Below are 23,333 nucleotides of genomic sequence, written 5' to 3'. Positions count from 1 at the left end.
TTACTCCCCCCAATTTTTCGTGACCATGATGTTAGCCAAAATAATTAAAATCCCAATCATCCCCCAGAGTAGAAAGCTGCCATACCAAGCTTTTGTACCGGAAAGAATTGTATATGGAAGGAGGTACGCCAATAAAATCAACACCGCAATCAGCACACCCCAGCCAAAGGTCGATTTCTTTTTTATCATATAAATGCTCCTCTTCTGCACATATTTTTACATATGTCTTTACACACATATATATAGTTACATATTCGTAACAGCAATTCAAGAACTTTTTTATGAATCAACACAGCGTTTTGCTATAATAGAGACAATGAATAAAGTGGAAAGAAGGTGCGTCCAATGGCGGATGAGAATAAGATACTTGGTGAAGAGCGGAGAAATATGATTTTGACATGGCTTAAGGATGCTGAAAAACCATTATCCGGCAAAATTTTGGCAGAAAAAACAAATGTAAGCAGACAAGTGATTGTACAGGATGTTTCCCTTTTGAAGGCAAAAGGTGAGCCAATCGTGGCAACAGCACGCGGTTATGTGTATTTCACCGAAAATGGACAAACAGCAAAATTCACGCGCACAATTGTGGTCAATCACCGGCTGGAAGATACCGCACTTGAGTTGAATACACTTGTGGATCATGGTGTGAAGGTTAAAAATGTAATGGTTGAACACCCGATTTATGGAGATTTAACAGGCTCGCTGATGATCAAAAGCCGCATGGATGTCGATGCATTTTTACATAAACTGAAACAAACGGAGGCGTCGTTATTATCCAGACTCACAGATGGCGTGCACCTGCACGCGATTGAGGCAGACACAGAGGAACAGCTGGACAAAGCGTGCCAGGTGTTGCGAGTGGAAGGGATTTTGCTGGAGTCGTAAGGGGAGCGGTAGAATTTATAAATTTCTACCCCATTTCCGCGCATACTTGCAAATTCGCGCAAAAAATACGGAAATCGCGCACATCTAAAGCAAAACCGCGCATAAATGCTAAATGTTAGGGCAGCTCACTCCCAGATTCTTCTTACTGTTGTAAGTCTGGTCCCGGAAAATGTCAGTTGATAAATATCCGGCATAGCAAGATTCTGCCAAAACTCGTAATCGTATTGATCATTAAAATAGTTCATGATTAACACCATGATGTTACCGTGTGTACCGATCACAACATTCTCACCATTGTGCTTGTTCAACAGGTCAAGTGTAGCGCGAACTCCCCTTTTTTGGGCGAGTGTGTTGGATTCTCCGCCCTGCCAGTGAAATTCCGGGTTCCGCCACAATTTTTCAACAGCGCTCGAAAAATCGCTGACAGGAACTTCAGCTACCCGGCGTTCCCTGAAGGCAGGTTCAATCCGTATTTCTTTTTGAAGGCGGGCAGCGATTCCCTCAACCGTTTGGATTGCTCGTTTATACGGGCTGGCGAATACACAGTCAATCTGTTTTTTTTCCAGTAAACCGGTTACAGCCGATACATCTGAAAAACCCCGCTCCGACAGTGGCCGGCCGTATTCATCAGGTGTATATACCGAATGTGCATGTCGCACAAAATATAAGTTTGTCGTCATTACTTTCATCCTCCCCTGTATAGCATACTATAAGGAGACAGATGGAGAAATGAATTTTTTTCCTGCTACTCCAAAACCCTTGCCATCGGTTCAAATATCCAGTCAATCAGTTCAGTCGGCCCAGGCAATTTCGGGAAATACATTAGAAGCACGGACAGAACGAACCCACACAGCATTAATACAATATAAGAACGTTTTTCTTTGTGCTGATCTTTGGCTATCTTGGGCCACGTATAGAGTGTCACTAGAACCGTGACTACAATGATTCCAAAAAGAATCACAAGTTTCATTTGCCGATCACCTCATCCGGCGGCACTCCTTCCGGCGCTGTGGATCGCCCTGGCCGCTTAATATCGACGTTGCATTGAATAACCACTTGGACTTCCGGAAATTTCTCCTCCCAATTTCCCTCTACTTTTTTCCACTTTTTAGGGTAATGACGATGAAATGCGTCAGAAAAAGTGAACACATCGGCCTTCATCTCTTTTTGCACTTTTTTAAGTACAAGCCGAATTCGTTCTTCAATAGCTTGTGCAAGTTGCTTTTCCAGCTTATTTACAATGTCAGGATTCATTAAATCAAGCTTCGTTTCATTTTCCACGGCATCATCCAATGATTTAATCTGCGCAATTATTTTCCATTTGCCGTTTTCTATCTTTGGAATTAGCTTTGTTGTGGACCGGAGCAGATGAAACGAAATATTGCCTTTTACGCCTTTTGGCTGGATGGTTACGGAAGCGGTATCAACCGCATCCCGCAGCCACAGAATCCCTCTGGTCAATTTATCATCAATCTGACCAACCATTTTAGCATTGTTAAAAATAGCAGTACCGCTTATGCGGAGTCCCTCTGTCCCAAGTGGTTCAGGGATAACTTCCACAATCGGCAACGCTGTGGAAGTTGCTTTTCCTTGCAGCATATTGAGCAAGTCCTTCGTAGTCACACTCATGCCAACTTTAATTTTCGATATTTCACGCATAACCTCTGAAGAACTCCGCTCCAGAGCAGGCATAACCTTTAAAACATCGGTAACATTATTAGTGGTCATAAATGTAAATGCACGCAGCCTTGGGAATGGATGCCGTGCGAAAAAATCAATGTGTTTTCGAATACCTTGCTCAGCCATTTTCGGACCAATAATAACAGCCCGATTATGGCCCCAGAAAAGCTTTCTGGGCACTTGTTCCTGCAGTTTGGATTTTGCATCGAAAATTGTTTTGCCAACCGCCTCTCTTACGGTCGCCAAATTACCGGAAGTTTGTCCGCCGCTGCTCCCGCCGGTGCTGCTTCCACTAGCCTTGGGATTGATAATTTGTACGGAAAGCAGAATATTACCGTCTTCGGTTTTATCAAGACCAGTTCCGGCTACAATAGCCAGATCATTGACTTCGGTCCGGTCCCAGCACCCGGAAAGCAAGAAAATCAACAAAAAGGCAATACAGATTTGCTTCATTTTCCTGCATCTCCTTTAGCTCTTTTTTTCCATATACAGGCAACTATTAACAGTAATACAGGAACCAGCAGCTGAACGAAAAATGAATAAATCGTCCAGCTGGTACTTATAAAATGCGTAAGCTCCTGTAAATTTTCTGCTGACCAAATATTCATGATAACAAGAAGAAAACCGATTGGAAAAACAATCGGCCGGTAATCCGATAAACCCAGCCACTGTGCTGTCCCAAGCACAATCGCATAGTAGAAAACGGAAACTTTAACAAATGTACCTGCTACCCAAATTGCCATTACAATTGACTCGAGATGCTGCAGAAATTCAGCGATACTTATGTAGCGGACAGCGTTCATAAATGGATAGGTAAAGGTAGAGGTCAGGTTACCGAATAAAGCCAATGAAATAAAATTGACAACTGTTAGCGTAAGCATAACAAGAAGGACAGTAATCATGCCCCATTTCATCGGTTTTTCCCCTTTTCCCAGAAGCGGCAGCAAAAATGCCAGCAGAAAAAATTCCGCAAACCAGCCACCCGGTACGATACTCCCCATTACAGAAGGCATGATCCCATTTTCCATTATGGGAAATATATTCCGTGGTTCCAATGTTGGAATAAGTAATACAATGATGAAAAGAAATAGTATTACAACTACAGGGACAAAAATTTGTGCGCTTCTTGCCATAACTTCAATTCCGCCCTGAACAGCCATTCCACAGACTAAAACAATACTTGCATTTACAATCATTTGTGGTGTAGTAGGCAAGAAATTTCCCACTACAAATTCGCTGTATTCCCTGATTATGACCCCATTTGTTTGTAAATAAAAAAATAAAATAATGAACCCTATCAATTTTCCCGGAATCCGTCCGATAATTTCGCCGCTATATTGGATAACCGTCTCCCCGGGAAACCGTTTATTCAGCTGGCAGGCAATATAAACAGCCATAAACCCTGCCAGCGAAGCCCAGATTGGAGACATCCACATATCATGTCTAGCAAACTTGCCGGAAATAGCAGGCACAAGCAAAATTGCTGTTGCCATTATTGCCGGATACATTAGAATGGCCATCTGGACGCCACTGATTCTTCCCTTTTCAATCATTTGTGTCAACTCGCTTTATGCTTATTTTTCACCGCCGCGGGACGGATCCGGCTTTTGATTCGGGGACTGCCGAAATTCGTTATATTCCCCGGTAAAATGCGGCCGTCTATCCAGTTTCCACCAAGGTGCCCGAACGAGGACATCCTTCATGCCATGCTTCTTCATTGGAGCCATCGGACTTAGATATGGCACCCCAAACGAACGAAGTGTTGACAGATGAACGATAATTAGAATGACGCCTAACATGATCCCCAGCAGGCCGAATGTCCCCGCGAGTAATATCATCGGAAACCGAAGCATACGAAAGGAACTGGATGCTGCATACCTCGGAATCGTAAACGAAGCAATCCCTGTAATTGCAACAACAATGACCATTGGCGCCGAAACAATCCCCGCCGAAACAGCGGCATCACCAATAACAAGTGCACCAACAATGCTGACTGCGGAACCAACTTGTTTCGGGAGCCGCAAGCCCGCCTCCCGAAGTGCCTCAAATGTAATTTCCATAATCAGCACTTCAATCAAAGCAGGAAATGGCACCTGTTCCCGTGATGCGGCCATACTTATCAACAGCGACGTAGGCACCATCTCCTGGTGATAGGTCAGAATCGCGACATACAAGGATGGCAGCAGCAACGATATAACCAGAAACAAATAGCGCAGCCAGCGTATAGCTGTACTAATCATAAAACGATTGTAATAATCCTCACTTGCCTGCAGTAATGAATAAAGTGTTATCGGAACAATTATGACAAACGGCGTCCCATCCACCAAAATAGCAACACGGCCTTCCAAAAGGTTCGCGGAAACCACATCCGGCCGTTCCGTTACAAGGACCTGCGGGAATGGTGAATACGGGTAATCCTCAATAAATTCTTCAACAATACCGCTTTCAAGTACCCCATCGATATCGATTCTTTTTAATCTGTTTTCCACTTCCTCGATTAATGTTTTGTCAACGAGACCTTCAACATACGAAATTAACAGCGTTGTTTTCGTATATTCGCCTAATTGCAATGATTTCATTTTCAATTTGGGACTGCGAATTCTTCGTCGGATCAAGGAGGTATTAACAGAAATCGTTTCTATAAATCCTTCACGGGGACCTCTAATCACCTGCTCAGCTTCCGGCTCATCAATTGCCCGTTTGTCCCATTTGGAAAGCGCCGGCGCAAATGCCTTTTTGCTCTTGTCCACGATGATAACCGGATTACCGGAAGAAATTTCTTTCAGACAATCCGTAACTGTTTTTAATTCTTTGACACTGGAAACCGCAACATGTTGTTGGATAAGTTCAGTCGCTTGGATATCTGTTTTATCGGTTGTTTGCATAAGTGGTGAAAGAACACTGTCATCGATTTCATTTGTATTGGACATACCATCAATATAAACAAGTAAAGCTTCCCTGACTCCTCCTATGTAAAACTGCCGAAAGATTGCATCGGAACAATTACTGTAACTGTCACGAAGTTTTTGTTCATTCGATGAAAGCTGTTCAGCCAGCTGGTCTGTGCCAGTCACATTCTGTGATGACTTCGGGGTGCTTTTCGAATTTGTACTGGCCCCTGCCTTGTCTGCTATTGCCGGGGTGTGGCCTGTTTTATTAGATACAGATTCACTATCCGATTTCAATGATTTCCGCCGTTTTGCCATATCCAACAACGACTTCGGCTTTTTATGCTTCATCCAAGACCACCCCCGCCCATTCAAAAATTGTCATTCCATTAGTGTGTGTTTTATTGGAGCAAATATGTACTTTTATAACTGCATAAAAAAACTGCACTCCACGAATGAAGAGTCCAGTCCTTCCGCAATCATCAAAAGATAAATACATTGTTCTATTGTATTTTTATTGATTTGTCCGTTGTAAAAAGTTGTTCATCAGGCGCGGCAATGATATCAGAATCGGCGGGTCATCAAGTCGTGGAGACCGCAGTGTAATATCGAGAAACGGAACCGGCAGATTCGGCTTTACAATCAGAGGACCGTTTGCTTTATACCTTAATGTCCGATGTGGAAGCAAAAAGTCAATGGGCTGCATATCCCATGTGACGGAGGTCGCCATCAGATAGTAAGTTCCCGGCTTCACATTGGAAAAGGAAAAATTCCCGAGCGAAAACAGCAGCGTACCATAAAGCGGCATCCCTTCAGGAATCGGCTTCGGAAATAAACCAATCAGGACAAAACCATCAAACGGCGCTTCCCCTCGAATAATCCCTTTTACTTCAACCTTGCGCTGAACATCATGAAGGAGCAAACGGCTTTTATTGAGCTGTTTCAATGCAAAAAAATCTTCCCCTGCCTGCTGCCTGGAATGTCTGAATTGGGACGGGGATAATCCGACACGCTTAGTAAAACGGGTAGTGAAAGTTCCAAGACTTTGCTGACCAATCTCCATTCCAATATCACGGACACTCAGATTAGTATTGATCAGCAAGTCTTTTGCCTTCTGCAACCGGACAGAAGCGACATAATACTGCGGTGTCAGCCCGGTTCGCTCCTTAAAAATACGGGTGAAATGATATGGACTGTAAGCAGCCTCGCGAGCCAGCCCCGAAAGTGAAATCGGCTCGTACAGATTCTGATGAATAAAGCTGATTACTTCATCTATTTCAGGATAGTTGCCGGACATTTATACCGCAACCGCCTTTCAGTGGATTTTAATAGAGGCAATCAATTGGTCTACCTTTATATTCTACTAATATTTCATAATTCCTTTTCCAAAATTACAATTTCTGTTTGGAAAAAAAGAGGGCTGGGACAAAAGCGCATTATCCAAAGAAAATTCCGAACAACTAATTGGAAATGAAGCGTATAGCCGCTCCGGAAATATACTTCGCTTTCCGCGGGCAGCTGCTGAGCCTCCTCGTGCTTGCGCACTGCGGGGTCTCACCTAGGCTTTTCCTCCCGCAGGAGTCTCCGTATATTTCCTACGCTAAATCCCTAATCGTTCGTCTTTTGAATTACACGTTTTGTTATGTCCCAGCCCCATAAAGGAGGTTATTTTGTAATTCCGACTTCATCAAATCCTTCAATGCATGCTTGTACCTCGGTGCTGTTCGCGCCATAAAGGTCAGTGGCGGATTGCACGACTGCACGTCTGGCATCACTAAAATTGGATGTCGGAGTTAAATAGTGTACCAATGCACGGTAATAGATTTGACCGAGCTTGTCCTTTCCGATTTCCGTTCCAATCAGATATGCAGCATGATTGAAAATGGAGGAGTTGATGTGTACGCCTCCGTTATCCAATGCAAGCGGCAAATCATAAAACTGATCCATATGGGACGGATATGTGCCGCTGCCGTCTCCATATGGCACATAGTCTGCCGAAACTTTATATTTGTTTGGATTGCTAAGGCTTCTTAGAGATGTTCTTCCTGATGCCACTGCTTCATCCCCCATAATTTCCTCGCCGACCTCCCAGTCTTCTTTGTCCACCAGTGCGCCGAATATATCAGAGAACGACTCATTCAAAGCACCGGATTGATTACGGTAATGCAATCCGGCAGTATGCGTAGTGACTCCGTGTGTCATCTCATGGGCTGCAACATCCAAACCGGCGGAAAGCGGAATGAAAAAGTCCCCATCACCATCTCCGTATGTCATTTGTTTACCATTCCAGAAAGCATTGTTGAAATTTTTACCGAAATGAACGGTTGAAATGATTGCCATGCCTTCTCCGTCAATAGAGTTCCGATTATGTTCTTCCATATAATACTCGTAAACTTTTTCAGAGTTGTAGTGCGCATCTACTGCGGCACGATCATATTTGTCATGAAATGCAGCGTCTTTATCGGAATATAATTCACCTGGAAATTGACCACTCCATTGATTGTTAAAATCATACGTCCGAATGCCGTCAAGATTTTCATGTGAAATATCATTCAGGAAGAATAGAGTGCCCACCCCATCATCAGGAATATTTTTATGGGAAATATGAAGGTTTCGGTGTTCTACCAGCACGCCAAATCCGGATCCTGAAGCCTTCTTGTATTGTCCTAAATCCATGATTGTATTTACTTTATCAATTACGTTGCCGTTTTTTGCATTAACGTAAACATACCAGTTTCCCGGGTTTTTCCCGAGAAAATTCACGTTTGTTTTATACGCCAAATAGTTTTTACCCTTGTAAGGATACACCACAAGCTTAACTGTTGGATCATATGGAAGTGCACTTGGGGCGGACACGGATTTCTTTGCTGTATCCAATGCTTGGTCTTTTGATATGGATGGTTTAACAGATATGTCATCATGCCTGGCCGCACGGTTGTAATAGCCATTTAACGTGTTAACCTGGCCATCTTTTCCATAGTGGACAATAACTTCACTGCCTTCTACAGGAACACCGTTGATGGTTTGCTGCAGTGTTACATGTTTCATGCCGAGCTTGTCCTTTTTCGTTTCTTTTACATTAAAATTGGAGTTTTTCATGTTGAGGGTTTTTTTGTTGCTGTCTAAGAGGAATCGTGCATCGGTTTGGCCGTTATTTTGCAAGTCCTTTGCTGTTACAAATACAGGTACATTCAGTTGATTTGCCTTAAGCTTCTGAACCTGCTGCTCTGTTTGTTTGACACCAGTTACGGTTGCTCCATGTGCGGAAGTACCGACCGGAGTCGTGATCATAGCAGCTGTAAGTACCATTGGGATGACCCATTTCTTCTTCATAAAAAAAATCCCCTCCTTAAATCGTTTGATTTCGATTATATACGAAAAAGATGGATAATTGTAGATATAATTCGACCTATTTCTTATATTTGGAAAAATAGTCAGTATGTAACGTTATTGCTGTTTGCCGGGACCTTTTTACCTAATCTTTGGCATAAAAAAGCTGAATTCACTGGGATGAGTTCAGCTTTTTTTAACAGTATCAAATGGCTGGTATTACCGGTCAAACAACTGCACAAATCGACTTTCCTCCGTTAAGCACCTTCATTACTTCATTTGCAATCAGCATGGCTGTTCGGGATTGTGCTTCATCCGTCGATCCGGCAATATGCGGAGAAAGAGAAATAGATTCCACTTTGGCGAGCGGTGAATCTTTCTGAACCGGTTCTGTTTCCAGGACATCGAGATAAGCACCGGCAAGATTTTCTGATTGCACCGCTTCGGCAAGATCCTGTTCGTGAACAATTCCACCTCTTGCTGAATTGATAATATAGGCATGCGCCTTCATCTGCTTCAAATTATCTTTGTTAATCATATGCTGTGTCGCTTTTGTTTTTGGGACATGAATTGAAACAAAATCCGATTCTGCGAGTAGTTTATTGAGCTCATCAACCGGACGAACCCCGGTTTCCGCCAGTACATGATCAAAGGGAGCAACAAACGGATCGTAGCCAATAACATGCATCCCAAATGCGTTTGCCCTTTTTGCCACACGGTTGGCGATTTCCCCCATTCCGACAAGTCCAAGCGTTTTTCCGTTCAATTCATATCCGGTAAATCGTTTCCGGTTCCAATTACCTTTACGTACATCGGCATCCGCTGCATTCAAAGGACGGGATGCATCCAGCATCGAAGCCATCACATACTCGGCAACAGATGTGGCGTTTGCATTTTTGGCTATAATGACTGGCAAATTTCTTTCTTTTGCGGCTTGCAGATCAATATTATCCACACCCACTCCAAGCCTCCCAATAACTTTAGTGTTTTTAGCGGCATCAAGCAATTCCGGATCGACCTTCGTTTCATTCCGGACAATGAGCGCATCATAATTGGGTACCAGTTCAAGCAGTTCCTCTCTTTTCCGTGCCAACTCCTTATCATAATCCACAGTATAACCATTCCGTTCCAGCTCTTCCATACCATCTTTCCACATTAATTCCGTAACAAGCACCTTCATGATTCTTCACTCCTTCTCCAATGATCAGGGTATCTATATTTGTTGTACCTGATTTATCCGTGAAGTAAACGGATGATGACTTAATGAATTTATATGCAAAAGAGGAAGGAAATAAAACAGAGCCGCATCGGGATGATGCGGCTCTGTTTTTCCGTCTTCTATTTTGCCTGCTTCATGTCCGTTTGATTATTTTTCAAAAACATGTAGAAAGATGAACCAAAAATAATGATGTAGCCGATGACACTAATCAAGGTCGGAATTTGTCCGAACAGAACAATACTCAATAAAGCGGAATAAACAACGGTCGAATAAAAGAAAATTGAAATTTCGTTGGCCGGTGCGAACTTATATGCAAGCGTAATCCCAAATTGACCTGCAGTGGCACAAGCTCCAGCCAGTATAAGATAAATCCATTGCTGCACACTCATCGGTTCATAAAAAACGATGGTGAATGGCAGCAGCACCACGGTTGCAAAAAAGGAAAAATAAAACACGACGGTATAATATTTTTCCTTGTTTCCCAACACCCGCAGAAATGTATATGCACCTGCAGCAAACACCGCCCCAAGCACACCTATTATATATGGGTATATATCCACGGAAAATTCAGGCTGAATAATGAATAATGCGCCGATAAACGCCACAATAACAGCCATAACCTGGAACCGGCGGGCAACCTCATTCAGGAAAATCGCCGAAAATATAATCAGGATGAACGGACTGAGTTTGTTAAGCATCTCGGCATCTGACAACACCAACCGGTCGATGGCATAAAAATTCAGCACAATCCCGACAGTGCCAAGTGCCGAACGTGCAAGTAAAAGTTTTTGATTTTCTTTTTTCCCGAAAACTCTTTCTTTATGATAAAGCACGAATCCCAATGTAATAATTGCAGCTACGATATTTCGAAAAAAGGCTTTTTGCGAAGTCGGCAAATCACCGCTCAGCTTCACGAATGCCCCCATCAATGAAAAGCCCAGCGCCGAAACCAACAATAACAAAATGCCCTTGTTGCGATCAGACATCTGTTGTTCCTCCTATTGCCCTACATATTCACCTAAACAATGCTAATATAAAATAAAAATAATAGAAAGGGATTTGTTTCGTTTTGAAAATAGGTACAGGCAATATGCACTCCAACCAGGAGCCTATTTAATTTATTCAAAAAAGTGGTACGATAATGAAAGACCTTGAAAGGAGATTTCCTCGTGATGAAACGGATCATCCTTATATTGATCAGCTTGCTCATTTTAGTCATGATTGCCGGTTGTCAAAACCAGCAAGAAAAAAAGACAACTGAAGAACAACCCGAAAAAGAAACAGTGGAAAAACAAAAAAAGGAAGCACCAGATGAAACCAAGGCGAAACCGAATAAATCAAATCCGGTTAAACGAGTTGCAACAACAGGCGTTCCAATAAAAGAAGCCGATAAGCGTAAAAACTACTTTGGTGTCATCGTCGAGAATTCAGTGGATGCAAGGCCGCACACAGGTCTTGTGAATGCGGATGTTGTATATGAAATGGAAGTGGAATACAACATCACCCGTTTCCTCGCACTTTTTCACAGTGACATACCGGAAAAAATCGGCCCGGTCCGGAGCGCCAGACATTACTTTCTGCCAATATTTCAATCATGGAATGCACCTTTTATTCACTATGGAGGCACTATTTTTGCCTATAACAATTTAAAAAGGAAAGATCTCACCCATTTGGACGGAATCGGCAATGGGAATACGTATTTCGAACGCGATAATAGCAGAGCAGCACCCCATAATGCATATTTGATTACCGACAGGCTTCCGGACCTTAAACAGAAACCGCGGAACCCACACTTTGAATACACAGATAAGGTTTCCGGATTCGACGAAAACGTATCAAAAATAACGATTAATTATTCCGACCCTAACAACGTACACACTTCGTATCAATATGATAAAAAAGCAAAAGTTTATCGTCGTATTCTCGAAAATAAACCGCATACAGACAGGGTAACAGGAACACAGATTAAAACGAAAAATTTGTTTATCTTATATGCAAAACATCGTGATATGGCAACAGACGGCGGCTATATTCACATCAACTTTAATACAAAAGGCGAACTGGATTACTATGTAAATGAAAAGAAAATCAATGGCAAATGGAAAAATATTAAAGGGAATATTGTTTTCTTTGATGGTATAGGACACAAGATAAAAGCCTTGCCAGGCAAGACATGGATTCAGGTTGTTGATAAACAGAGAAAATCGATTGTTGAGGAGAAAGGTAGATAATCAATTTGAAAAAGGATTTGTCTGAATGCCAGTTTGGATTATAAAATATTGATAAGCGACAATACATTTTCAAATAGATGCGGGGGTAATGATGATTTATATTCCAAAACACTTTGAAATCGACGATGAAGAAGTGATTTTTAAGATAATGGAGGAAAACAGCTTTGCTGCACTATTTTCCCAACATCAGGGGCAACCGTATGCGACCCACCTTCCTTTAACTTTGGATAGAGAAGAAAGATATTTGTACGGTCACTTTGCAAAACCAAATAAGCAGTGGCAAGATATAGAGGACCAGGAGGTACTTGCCGTTTTTCAGGGGCCGCATTGTTATATCTCGTCCTCCTGGTATGAAACAAATAAAGCTGTACCAACATGGAATTATGTAGCTGCTCATGTACAAGGACGGGTCGAGATAATAGACAGAGCAGAATTGATGGATTCCCTGCATCAAATGGTATTGAAATATGAAGATACAGATAGTTCCTATCAATGGGACGAATTGGATACTCATTTTTTAGAAGGACAGGCAAAAGGCATTATTGGCTTCAAAATCAAGATTGATAAAATCGAAGGAAAGGCAAAGTTGAGTCAAAATCATTCCGCTGAGCGATTAAAGCTTGTTATTGCGCAACTCGAACAATCCACAAGTGAGGGTGAGAAAAAAATTGCATCTTATATGAAAACCATTCTTGAAAAGAAAGCTTATGACAATAATCTTTAAAAGCGAGGAATATGTATGCGTTTTGAAACAAAAGCCATTCACTCTGGGCGTTCAATTGACAAATCAACCAGCTCTGTTACCATGCCCATCCATCCTTCTACCACGTTTGAACGTGAGGCAGATGGTTCTTACCCAAATGATTTCGTATATAGCCGTGAAAATAATCCTAACCGCCGTGCTCTCGAGGACTGCCTGACTTCGCTTGAGGATGGGCATGATTGTGTCACTTTCACGTCGGGAATGGCAGCAATTATATCATTAATTGAAGCTCTTCCTTCTGAAAAACCGCGCCGGGTGATTATGCCAAGAAAAAGTAAGGCATATTAAATTGTTATACAGTGCAAAAGTAAGATATACAATCCCGCCTGGTTCACAAAAACTTTCTTTTCTCCCTGAAGTTTTGAAGTCGTTTTTTACATCGCTCAATGTTCTTATGGTGATCCACCCATTCTGTTATGGTATGGCCACGCTTTTCTAAGTTTTGTAGTTCTTCCTTTGCCTTATAGAGGTCCTCTTTTAAGTAATCGATTGTTTTTTTCATTTAAGTACCCCCTAGCCTTCTTTCTAACATTATTTTACGTTGGAATAACCTTCATTACTCACCACCTCAATTACTATTAATTTCTACAACCTTATAAATAATCCTTGTCAAAATCAAAATTTCCTTTCCACAAATACAGAAATAAGGACACTTTTTATTCCAGATGTGTGTCCTTTTGCCTAAATCAGCCCAATAAAAAAACGCCAGAACGTTGATTTAACAACGTTCTGACGTCAGTTAGTGATTCCGATTGGGCTCGAACCAACGACCTCATGCCTGTCAAGCATGCGCTCTCCCAGCTGAGCTACGGAATCGTATAAAGTATTTATCGAACAATAAATAGTATAATCGACAAACTCAGATGGCGTCAAGCCTTTTTTAGGTGCCTGGCACCACCCGAATGTTATCAAATTATATTCGGCTTATTGTTACTTTAGAATTTTTAATAACTCGTATTTGTAGCTAAGATACCGGTAATTCTGCTTTTGATACATTTCACGCGGTGTGTCTTCACCGTCTGCTATCAGGATGATGCTTGAATCCTGGTAACGATCCATGGCAAACCACTGCAGTTGTGAACCGATTCCTTTCCGTTGAAATTCATCCCGTACATCGAGATTTTCAATTTCCACTGCCTTATCACCAGCATAAATATTCATTGTGCCTGCGGGAGCATCATGATAGTATGCTATGATTTGCACATATTGCTTATCCGCGAACTGCCGCTTGTTCATGTCCACCTTCTGCTTAGCAAATGATTCACCAAATTCCATATCAGTTTCATATTGCAGCTTCAGGTAATCATCCAGCGTTATGTCAGTTACTTCTTCGACTTGTATGTCATGATTTTCCGGCACTTCCGGAAATTGTTTCGGATCAATTCCATACAATTCCATGTACCCGATGTCATAGTTATTGTTAATGATGTATTCCAGCAATTCACCAGCCGGTTTCGCATTATCCGCAAAATAAAAGCGAAGATGGTACTGGTTATGATCGCTGTGAAAATTTCTCAGAAATGATTCTGTCTGTTTAAATTCATTCAACGTTGGCATTCGCCTGAATTCAATAAAATTGCTGTCAAACCGTATAGGCATCTCCGGATAATGATATTGCTCATATAGTTCATTTTCTGTTATTAAATGACCAATCGTGTCCGTATCTTTAAATGTAAACTTCCCCACAATTATCCCCCCGCTATATTTCTGTATATAGTTTTACTATATAGATAGCGCTAAGTATTTTCAATAACCCCCCTCCCATGCCTACAGGTGGCACCTCCCCGATTTGGTCAGATATGGAATATTTATTTCTGCACTCGAAATAAATGTTTGGATTATTTGGGACTTTGCGATTATAATGATAGTCAATTCGTTTTTTGCTTATGGGGGGCGAGCGTGTTGCGGAATGTTCTTTCTTTTTTAAAACCGTATAAGCTTCCGATTGTTGTTGCATACAGCTTGATGCTTATTGAGCTGCTGGTGGAACTGCTTCTTCCCTTTTTCCTAGGGAAGATGATCAATCAGGGGGTTTTACATAAAGATCTTGATAACATTGTCATGTGGGGTTCAATCATGATTGCGATGGCGTTTACGGCGTTCATCGCCGGGATTTTCAATTCCTTTTTCGCCTCCCATACAACGTTCGGGTTTTCGTATGATGTGCGGGAGAAATTATTTGAAAAAATTCAGGGCTTTTCATTTGCGGATTTGAACCTGTACCCTGCTTCCGGACTTGTTACCCGGTTTTCCAACGATATCAGGCAGCTGCAGAACCTGATTTTCATGGGACTCCGAATTATGATGAAGGCTCCGCTTTTGATCATTGGCGGTGTCATTATGGCGTTCATCGTCGATTATCAGCTCGCCATTATTTTTCTGGTTACGGTCCCGCTCCTGGTCGGGTTTCTGCTCTGGGTTCTGAAAGTGGCAAGCCGGATGTTCAATAAAGTCCAGCGAAATGTCGATAATGTGAATCAGGTCATGCAGGAAAACCTTGCCGGCATGCGGCTGATTAAAGCATTTGTGCGCCGAAACCATGAGTCGAAACGTTTTTCCGATGCAAATGAAGGGCTCGCGCTTATTACTAGGAAAACGTTCCGGTTCATTGAAACAACCATGCCGATACTGTTATTTGTCATGAATTTAAGCCTGATTTTTATTCTTTGGTACGGAAACAGCCTGGCCATTGCCGGCGAAACTTCTGTCGGGGATGTAGTGGCAATCGTCAATTACGCATTACGGGTTGCGATGGCGATTTCCATGCTGACGTTTATTATTTTAGCATTTTCCCGTGCGCGTGCATCGGCTGAACGTCTTGATGAAATACTGCAAGTAAAAAGTGATCTGGTTGATTTTACGGAAAACACGGGAAAAAGCTCATCCATCAATGGAAAAGTCACCTTTTCACATGTAGGCTTTTCCTATCCGCAGTCAACTAAACGTGCACTTGAAAATATTGATTTCACAGTTAATGCCGGAGAAAAACTGGCCATCATTGGTGCGACCGGTTCCGGAAAGACATCACTCTTTCAGCTTATTCCACGTCTGTATAAGGCCCAAAAAGGGAAAATTTATCTGGATGATAAACCGCTTGCATCGTTTCGTCTGAATGAATTGCGGAAAAACATCGGGTATGTCCCACAGACACCGCTCTTGTTCGGCGGGACAGTTCACGATAATATTGCCTGGGGAAAAAATAATGCATCCCGGGATGATGTGGTTCAGGCAGCAAAAGATGCGCAAATCCATGAAACAATATTAGACCTGGAAGATGGCTATGATACAAGGATTGGTCAAAAGGGAGTTAATCTGTCCGGTGGTCAGAAACAGCGGCTCTCCATCGCACGGGCACTGATCCGGCATCCAAAGCTGCTGATGCTTGATGACAGCACAAGTGCACTTGACCTTGCCACCGAAGCCCAACTGTTGAAGGCAATACAGAAATACGATTGCACCTCACTGATTATTACGCAAAAAATATCCACCGCAATTAATGCGGACCGGATTTTATTGCTGGATGATGGTCAAATGCTTTCCATTGGAACACATACGGAACTGATGAAAAAATCCAGCCTGTACACCAGAATTGTTGAATCACAATTCGGAAAGGAGTATGCCAATGTCCATTCGTGAATTGAAACGACCATTTACCCATAAGCGAATACCAATTGATTCCATCAAAATCGACAAATCAGACCGGGCCCGGAACACCTCCGCCACAATCAAACGGATCTGGGGGTATCTTGCCCGGCAAAAGAAAGCACTTATCTTCGTTATTTTAGCAGTTGTCGTCAGTTCGGCGATGAGCCTGGCTGGTCCATTCATGGTTGGGATGGCAGTGGATGATTTCATTGTAACCAAGGATCCATCCGGACTTGGCATGCTCCTTCTTTCACTTGTATTTATTTACATCCTCCATTCGGTATCGATTTTTTTGCAGAACTATTGGATGGTCGGGATTGCCCAGAAAACGGTCTATTCTTTAAGAAAAGAGCTTTTTCAACAGTTTCACCACCTGCCGATAGAGTTCTTCGACAAACGGCAGCATGGCGAACTGATGAGCCGGGTGACCAACGATATTGATAATGTCAACAATACATTAAACCAATCCGTGATTCAGATTTTTGCCAGTATCCTGACGCTGATTGGAACGGTATCGGTCATGCTGTACCTGAGTCCGCTATTGACCGTTGTAACAATGACGATTATTCCAATCATGTTTCTGGCGATGAAATGGATTACAAAACGAACGGGACCGCTGTACAAACTGCGTCAACGGCACCTTGGCGACATGAGCGGTTATGTTGAAGAAACAGTGTCCGGGCAGCATATCATTAAGACTTTTTCCCAGGAAAAACGGGTTATTGATGAATTTCGGGAAAAGAACCAACATTTAAGGGAATCAGGTTTCTGGGCACTGAATTTTGCCGGATTCATTCCCAAAGTCATGAACATGCTGAACTTTTTAAGTTTTGCACTAATTGCATTTGTCGGCGGAATTCTGGCCATTAATGGACAAATAACTGTTGGTGTTATTGTCATTTTTACCGAATTTGCCCGCCAGTTCACCCGCCCGCTCAATGAACTGTCTAACCAGTTTAATATTCTGCTATCGGCGGTTGCCGGTGCGGAGCGTGTCTTTAACATCCTCGATGAGAAACAGGAAGAACGCGATGAAGTAAATGCACATGAAATTAACCAGATTGATGGAAAACTAGAATTTCGCAATGTCACCTTTGCCTATGAAAAAGCGCCGATTCTGAAAGGGATCAGTTTTGAAGCAAAACCCGGTCAGACCATTGCTTTTGTTGGGCATACCGGTGCAGGAAAAACGACGATTATCAATCTGATTGCGCGTTTTTACAATTATGATACAGGGGAGATTTTACTCGATGGCACCGACATCAAGGCTATCAAGCGTTCAAGCCTTCGAAGTCTGATGGCATTCGTCCTCCAGGATACCTTTTTATTTCATGGAACGATTCAGGAGAATATCCGCTACGGGCGGCTTGATGCGACCGATGATGAAGTTGAGGAGGCTGCTAAAAATGCTAATGCACATGATTTTATCCAACTGCTTCCGAATGGATACAAAACAGTACTTGATCAGGAGGGCAGCGGAATCAGTCAGGGGCAAAAACAGCTAATCACAATTGCACGGGCTATTTTGGCCGATCCCTCGATTCTGATTTTAGATGAAGCGACAAGTAATATTGATACCGTCACAGAGCTGAAAATTCAGGATGCACTGAAACGGCTGATGCAGGGCCGGACCAGCTTTGTCATCGCCCACCGACTCAACACGATCCAGGAAGCAGACAAAATCATCATGCTGGAACGCGGCAACGTCATAGAACAAGGATCACATGATGAACTAATCGAACAGCATGGACATTATTATGATTTATACAGAGGACAGCTTCAGGAATCCGGGTGATCTCAGCAGGATAAATGAAATTATCGAATGGTATGTTACAATGATTGAACAACAGATTGGCTTCGCATGAGGGATTAGGCACACTGTTCTTTTTGGGAAATTTCCCGAAAAGGAGGTGGTGCTTATGGCTGTCGATTCCGTATTAACGCTGATGATATCCTTTGGGATGTTAATCGCGTTCATAATGTCGGATAACAAGCCAAATAAATAATCCCTCCATGCCTTTAGCCAAGCGCTGAGGGATTATTACCTGAAGTGCCTATCCCCCTCTTGTCGGGGTTCGTCTGTTGGGGACCGTCTCATGTACCAGCATGAGGCGGTTTTTTAATAGGCTATGATTTTCTATATACATTATACCACGGACCAGGCAAATGTTACACATCAAGTTTTGCAATACAGCAGGCAGACAGCTCCGGTTTCCGTTCCATGTCAAAAGACACATAGAATAACTTTCAAAAACATGATAAACTTTACTTGGGCTTGTTTACATTCAGTTATCCCGGGAATCAGACATAGAACAATGAGGTGTTTACAATCAGACGCAAAGGAACCATGATTGACAAGGAAATTGAAAGCAGCTATTTAAATGAAACAATGACCCTAAGGCTTTATCAGCCGGAATCATTTTCACCGCTTTACAAGTATCACATTTGTATCGCGCATGACGGAAATGATTACTATCAGCTTGGCAGGCTGGCAACGTTAAGTGATAAGTTGCACAGCAGTGAAGAAATTGCCAATACGATTTTTGTCGGGATCCATTATAAAAATAAATATGACCGCCGGAAAAAATATCATCCGAACGGTGACCAGAACCGTGAATATATTAAATTTCTCGTACATGAGGCAGTCCCCTTCCTGGATAATTTATTACCGACATACCACATGGGTCAGTCCCGCACACTAATGGGAGACTCCCTTGCCGGAACTCTCGCACTGATGACTGCAAGTAATTATCCACATACATTCAGCAATGTAATCATGCAGTCACCATATGTCGATGATACGGTGATTGATGCAGTTCAAAATGCAAAAGGCATTGATACCATTGATATTTACCATACGATTGGTACAGCAGAAACTGCTGTCGAAACTACAGACGGTAAAGTACTCGATTTTGTGGAGCCAAACCGAAAACTGCATAAATTACTGAAGGATACAGGTGTCAGTTACACCTATCATGAATTGGAGAATGGTGAACATACCTGGAAGTATTGGCAAAAAGACTTAAGTCGAGCGTTAACGACGATGTTTGAGTGAATAGTTCTTAATTTTAGAATTTTTTACTTCCTTTTTCATACTATTTTTTGTTATAATCAAAGGTAGACTAAAATATAGCAACGAATTCAATTAGAAAAAATAATAGGAGGTTTTATTTATGAAATATGGTATAGCCATTTTCCCATCAAAGCCTGTCCAAGACGAAATTAACTCATACAGAAAGCGTTATGATCCCCATTATTCAATGATTCCGCCGCACTTGACACTGAAGGAAGCGTTTGAAGCAGATGATGAAACAATTGAGAAACTTATTACAGAATTGAAGCATATTGCTAACAGCACAGATCCATTCAATCTGCAGGTTAATAAAGTCAGCACCTTTGCACCGGTAACGAATACAATTTATTTGAAGGTTGAACCGGTACAGGAACTGATTGATTTATTCAACAAAATGCAAACCGGAAAGTTTCCGGAAAATATGGAATACAACTTTGTCCCCCACATCACCATCGCGCAAAAACTGTCACATGATGAGTATTCCGATGTTTATGGAAGCTTGAATATGAAGGATATTCAGCTTGAGGACAAAGTGGACCGCTTCCACCTGCTCTATCAGCTTGACAATGGAGCATGGACCGTTTATGAATCATTTGTATTTGGAAAAGAAACCATATGAAAATTAAAGTAACTGGATCTGATGCAGAGAAACAGCAAGCATTTGATGTTCGTACGAAAGTTTTTGTAGATGAACAGAACGTCCCACCTGAAGAAGAACTGGATGCGTTTGATGAAGATCAAATGACGATTCATTTTATAGGTCATGAAAACGATCAGCTGATTGCTGCCAGCAGGCTTCGATTTGTTGACACCTATGGTAAACTTGAACGCATCTGTGTATTAAAGGAACATCGTGGAAACGCACATGGCACCCAATTAATAGGGGCAATGGAAGCCCGAATCCAGCGGGAAGGTCTCACGAAATCAAAATTAAATGCGCAGACACATGCAGTGGATTTTTACAAACGCCTCGGATATGAAGTAGTATCCGGTGAATTCCTGGACGCAGGCATCCCGCATGTGACAATGGTCAAAGAACTGAACTGATTAGAAGCTTGGATTTGCATCCGGCTTCTTTTTCGTTTTCACCTCCCCTTTTATAAGGAATAGCCCCGATTCAATCTATCCCATGAATGGATTATTCAATTCTGGAAAACCTAACAGATACTGTGTCTGGAGGGTTTACGATGGGAAATTTAATGTCAATTCTGGTTGAGACCATATTTGGGTTTGCTGTGTTATTTATTTTAACCAAAGTACTTGGAAAAACGCAGATCATTCAGTTGACTGCGTTTGACTTTATCGCTGCACTTGTGCTGGGTGAACTAGTCGGTAATGCGATTTTCGACGATAAAGCCGGATTGGTGGATATCTTTTTCGCCGTTTTGGTGGCAGGCGTTATTTTATATGTCACCGAATACATCACACAACGGTATAAGGCATCCCGATCCATGCTGGAAGGACAACCCTCCATTATCATTCATAAGGGTAAATTGATACGGGAGGAAATGAAGAAAAATAAGCTGGATATCAACCAACTCCAGCATTTGCTTCGCGCAAAAGATGCCTTTTCCATACAGGAAGTCCAATATGCCATTTTGGAAACAGATGGTACTGTCTCCGTTCTAAAAAAATCTGCATTTCAAACTCCGACTAGGAAAGATATGAATTTCCAGCCGGAATCTGTAATGCTCCCAATGCTTATCATTAATGATGGTGAAGTTTTATGGGATAATCTTGAGGAAGCGAAATTGACGAAAGAATGGCTTGAGAACGAATTAAAAAGGCAGGAAGTCAACTCCGTGAAGGAAGTATTTTTCGCTGAATGGATTGAAGGAGAACAAAACTTATTCATTATCCCTTTTGAAAATAAAGACGATCAACCGACATAAGCCGCTGGAAAATTTCCAGTGGCTGTTTTTTTGTTTTTCGGCACGGTTTCAAACAGTCCATTGTATACATAAAATTATATAAGAAATCAGCTGAACACTGACGAGCGCCCACACCATATGCCCCGGTACACATATCCTATTAAAGACAACAAGTCAATAACACTAAGGAAGGAGTAATAATTTATGGGTTGTGGAAACTGTGGAAAAGATTTTGATACAGGGAACTGTGTTTGCGATATTCTAAAAGAGATAGTCGATGCACAAAACGATGTGGTTGAAAATTGCTGTGATACCAGCTGTGAGCGCTCCATCAGTGACTTACTCGGTGAAACAGATAATGGAAATGGTTTGGATACAGTACCTGTAATTCTTTACTGTAAAGAAGGATGCAAACCTTTCAGAGGCTTTGGTGCACATCCTGATACAATTGGCGATGTTGAGGCCAGCTTTTACTTCAGAGTGAAGAAGGTAATGGATGATTGCTGTGCTGTTGTCGAACTACTGAGAGATCCAGGCGATGAAGACTGCTGCCCGGATGATCCATGCTGCCAGTATACAGAATCACTAAGTGCAACTGGAATCTGCCTGACCGTTGATCTGAATTGCTTCTGTCATGTAACATGCCTGCCAGCAATTTCAGCATTTAACTAAAACAATAAAGGTGCTGCCGCAATCGCGGCGGCACCTTTTTTGTATCGGCTTCTGAAACATTTTCTCCCGCTGTCATTCCCGAATAGAAATAAGTATCAAGCTTCAATGTACATGTATCAACTTTCACTCAGATTGAATCAACCGTCGATGCAAAGTATCAACCTTCCAACCCGGAATTCAACCTCCAGCCTCGGATATCAACCAATATCGGCCGCTTATCGACCATCGGCGGCCAGTTATCAACCTTCAACGTACATATATCAACCTTCACTCAGATTGAATCAACCGTCGATGCAAAGTATCAACCTGCCGATCCGGAATTCAACCTTCAGCCCCGGATATCAACCAATATCGGCCGTTTATCGACCATCGGCGGCGAGTTATCAACCTTCAACGTATATATATCAACCTTCACACAGATTGAATCAACCGTCGATGCAAAGTATCAACCTTCAAAAGGCAGTTCAACCTGCCAAAACTTCACCAAATAAAAAAGGAATCGACTTCGTTCAATAAGAAGCCATTCCTTCGCACACCTTTTAAAAGCCAATCAAGCCTATTTCCAAAATATCGTCAAATGGGATTTTTGTTGTTGATTTTCTTCTGCCGACACGCATGAAAACGTCCTGTTCCTGGAAGTCGACAATCCGGCCGCGGTATTTCCGCTCCTCCGTTCTGATTTCACATCGCATTGCAGGTACATGTTGTTTATCCAGAAAATAGTCGATTCGTTCACGCATTGTCATGTCCTTAAATTTTTTTGGCTCATCATCTGTTTTTTCATCATCACCCGTCGGTTCAATAATGCCCGCAGTTTCTCCTTCATCTCCTTTATTCATTTCCGGTTTGCTTATATTTTCCCGTTTCAGCGGACGCCTTACTGGGGATTTCTTTTTTGGCATCGATCCCGAAGCACCAGTACCGCCGGACGTTCCCGCTTCCGGCGCAGTGCCGGAACTTTTTTTCGGTGTCCGGTAATTGTGCTGCATTGATGCTTCCGGTGTTCGTATTGTTGGCTGATGGATATAAAGTAATGGGCTTTTTGCATACTTTTTCTGTCCCATTTATGCATCGCT

At 42.3% G+C, this 23,333-nt stretch carries 24 protein-coding genes and 1 tRNA gene; 11 read left to right on the top strand and 14 right to left on the bottom strand.

The genetic code is table 11. The features are described from left to right. Positions 1–189, bottom strand: coding sequence for a hypothetical protein (locus B1K71_RS06315; protein WP_077325189.1), 189 nt, complete (start codon positions 187–189; stop codon positions 1–3). A gap of 156 nt (positions 190–345) precedes the next feature. On the opposite strand from B1K71_RS06315, the gene B1K71_RS06310 reads away from it, so the two are divergent. Then, positions 346–885 carry a transcription repressor NadR gene (locus B1K71_RS06310; protein ID WP_077325187.1) on the top strand — a complete coding sequence of 180 codons (540 nt, stop codon included), beginning with the start codon at positions 346–348 and terminating at the stop codon, positions 883–885. Positions 886–1,010: 125 nt separating this feature from the next. Here the strand turns inward: B1K71_RS06310 and B1K71_RS06305 are convergent, their stop codons facing one another. From B1K71_RS06305 to B1K71_RS06260, 9 genes are all read right to left on the bottom strand, one after another. After that, positions 1,011–1,565, bottom strand: a complete 555-nt coding sequence (locus tag B1K71_RS06305) for a histidine phosphatase family protein (RefSeq protein WP_077325185.1) — start codon at positions 1,563–1,565, stop codon at positions 1,011–1,013. 65 nt (positions 1,566–1,630) lie between these two features. Further along, positions 1,631–1,855, bottom strand: a complete 225-nt coding sequence (locus B1K71_RS06300; protein ID WP_077325183.1) for a hypothetical protein — start codon at positions 1,853–1,855, stop codon at positions 1,631–1,633. Continuing rightward, positions 1,852–3,018, bottom strand: a complete 1,167-nt coding sequence (locus tag B1K71_RS06295; protein ID WP_077325181.1) for a Ger(x)C family spore germination protein — start codon at positions 3,016–3,018, stop codon at positions 1,852–1,854. The genes B1K71_RS06300 and B1K71_RS06295 overlap by 4 nt, the downstream gene beginning before the upstream one ends. Further along, positions 3,015–4,118: a GerAB/ArcD/ProY family transporter gene (locus B1K71_RS06290; RefSeq protein WP_175631846.1), complete on the bottom strand. Its 1,104-nt coding sequence runs from the start codon at positions 4,116–4,118 to the stop codon at positions 3,015–3,017. The genes B1K71_RS06295 and B1K71_RS06290 overlap by 4 nt, the downstream gene beginning before the upstream one ends. Positions 4,119–4,139: 21 nt before the next feature. Further along, positions 4,140–5,804: a spore germination protein gene (locus tag B1K71_RS06285; RefSeq protein WP_245799186.1), complete on the bottom strand. Its 1,665-nt coding sequence runs from the start codon at positions 5,802–5,804 to the stop codon at positions 4,140–4,142. 163 nt (positions 5,805–5,967) lie between these two features. After that, the gene (locus B1K71_RS06280; RefSeq protein ID WP_077325179.1) at positions 5,968–6,750 is read right to left on the bottom strand and encodes a helix-turn-helix domain-containing protein; all 783 of its coding nucleotides are present in this window, start codon (positions 6,748–6,750) and stop codon (positions 5,968–5,970) included. 368 nt (positions 6,751–7,118) lie between these two features. Then, positions 7,119–8,786 carry a M4 family metallopeptidase gene (locus B1K71_RS06270; protein WP_077325175.1) on the bottom strand — a complete coding sequence of 556 codons (1,668 nt, stop codon included), beginning with the start codon at positions 8,784–8,786 and terminating at the stop codon, positions 7,119–7,121. A gap of 223 nt (positions 8,787–9,009) precedes the next feature. Continuing rightward, complete coding sequence (locus B1K71_RS06265) at positions 9,010–9,963, bottom strand: hydroxyacid dehydrogenase (protein WP_077325173.1); 954 nt, start codon at positions 9,961–9,963, stop codon at positions 9,010–9,012. Positions 9,964–10,121: 158 nt separating this feature from the next. Further along, a complete protein-coding gene (locus B1K71_RS06260; protein ID WP_077325171.1) occupies positions 10,122–10,988 on the bottom strand; it encodes a DMT family transporter in 867 nt (288 codons plus the stop codon). Positions 10,989–11,174: 186 nt separating this feature from the next. Between B1K71_RS06260 and B1K71_RS06255 the strand changes: the two genes are divergently transcribed. The 3 genes from B1K71_RS06255 to B1K71_RS06245 all read left to right on the top strand — a co-directional run bounded on the left by B1K71_RS06255 (position 11,175) and on the right by B1K71_RS06245 (position 13,284). Continuing rightward, positions 11,175–12,233 carry a DUF3048 domain-containing protein gene (locus B1K71_RS06255; protein ID WP_077325169.1) on the top strand — a complete coding sequence of 353 codons (1,059 nt, stop codon included), beginning with the start codon at positions 11,175–11,177 and terminating at the stop codon, positions 12,231–12,233. 94 nt (positions 12,234–12,327) lie between these two features. Further along, on the top strand, positions 12,328–12,957 hold the full coding sequence (locus B1K71_RS06250) for an FMN-binding negative transcriptional regulator (protein WP_077330067.1): 630 nt from the start codon (positions 12,328–12,330) through the stop codon (positions 12,955–12,957). Between the two features lie 15 nt (positions 12,958–12,972). Further along, positions 12,973–13,284 (top strand): PLP-dependent transferase, encoded by a 312-nt coding sequence (locus tag B1K71_RS06245; RefSeq protein ID WP_245799185.1) that lies wholly within the window; start codon positions 12,973–12,975, stop codon positions 13,282–13,284. A 43-nt stretch (positions 13,285–13,327) separates the two neighbouring features. On the opposite strand, the gene B1K71_RS19840 is transcribed toward B1K71_RS06245, so the two are convergent. From B1K71_RS19840 to B1K71_RS06235, 3 genes are all read right to left on the bottom strand, one after another. Continuing rightward, positions 13,328–13,498, bottom strand: coding sequence for a hypothetical protein (locus tag B1K71_RS19840; protein ID WP_175631845.1), 171 nt, complete (start codon positions 13,496–13,498; stop codon positions 13,328–13,330). A 241-nt stretch (positions 13,499–13,739) separates the two neighbouring features. After that, positions 13,740–13,812, bottom strand: a tRNA-Val gene (locus B1K71_RS06240). A 114-nt stretch (positions 13,813–13,926) separates the two neighbouring features. After that, complete coding sequence (locus tag B1K71_RS06235; protein ID WP_077325167.1) at positions 13,927–14,682, bottom strand: GNAT family N-acetyltransferase; 756 nt, start codon at positions 14,680–14,682, stop codon at positions 13,927–13,929. Between the two features lie 216 nt (positions 14,683–14,898). On the opposite strand from B1K71_RS06235, the gene B1K71_RS06230 reads away from it, so the two are divergent. From B1K71_RS06230 to B1K71_RS06200, 7 genes are all read left to right on the top strand, one after another. After that, on the top strand, positions 14,899–16,632 hold the full coding sequence (locus tag B1K71_RS06230; RefSeq protein WP_077325165.1) for an ABC transporter ATP-binding protein: 1,734 nt from the start codon (positions 14,899–14,901) through the stop codon (positions 16,630–16,632). After that, a complete protein-coding gene (locus B1K71_RS06225; protein ID WP_077325163.1) occupies positions 16,619–18,436 on the top strand; it encodes an ABC transporter ATP-binding protein in 1,818 nt (605 codons plus the stop codon). Before B1K71_RS06230 ends, B1K71_RS06225 begins: the two co-directional genes overlap by 14 nt. 534 nt (positions 18,437–18,970) lie before the next feature. After that, a complete protein-coding gene (locus B1K71_RS06220; protein ID WP_077330065.1) occupies positions 18,971–19,696 on the top strand; it encodes an alpha/beta hydrolase in 726 nt (241 codons plus the stop codon). Positions 19,697–19,814: 118 nt separating this feature from the next. After that, a complete protein-coding gene (locus B1K71_RS06215; RefSeq protein ID WP_077325161.1) occupies positions 19,815–20,333 on the top strand; it encodes a YjcG family protein in 519 nt (172 codons plus the stop codon). Then, complete coding sequence (locus B1K71_RS06210; RefSeq protein WP_077325159.1) at positions 20,330–20,761, top strand: GNAT family N-acetyltransferase; 432 nt, start codon at positions 20,330–20,332, stop codon at positions 20,759–20,761. The genes B1K71_RS06215 and B1K71_RS06210 overlap by 4 nt, the downstream gene beginning before the upstream one ends. A 140-nt stretch (positions 20,762–20,901) precedes the next feature. Further along, positions 20,902–21,606, top strand: a complete 705-nt coding sequence (locus tag B1K71_RS06205) for a DUF421 domain-containing protein (protein ID WP_077325157.1) — start codon at positions 20,902–20,904, stop codon at positions 21,604–21,606. Positions 21,607–21,789: 183 nt separating this feature from the next. Then, the gene (locus tag B1K71_RS06200) at positions 21,790–22,257 is read left to right on the top strand and encodes a CotY/CotZ family spore coat protein (RefSeq protein WP_077325155.1); all 468 of its coding nucleotides are present in this window, start codon (positions 21,790–21,792) and stop codon (positions 22,255–22,257) included. A 539-nt stretch (positions 22,258–22,796) separates the two neighbouring features. Here the strand turns inward: B1K71_RS06200 and B1K71_RS06195 are convergent. Beyond that, positions 22,797–23,321, bottom strand: coding sequence for a CotO family spore coat protein (locus B1K71_RS06195; protein ID WP_077325153.1), 525 nt, complete (start codon positions 23,319–23,321; stop codon positions 22,797–22,799). Between the last annotated feature and the right edge of the window lie 12 nt (positions 23,322–23,333).

Origin of the sequence: Virgibacillus siamensis (assembly GCF_900162695.1) — a bacterium.
Classification (GTDB): Bacteria; Bacillota; Bacilli; order Bacillales; family Amphibacillaceae; genus Lentibacillus; species Lentibacillus siamensis_A.
The sequence above is the reverse complement of the archived record's forward strand: the minus strand, read 5'-3'. Positions and strand labels throughout refer to the sequence as shown.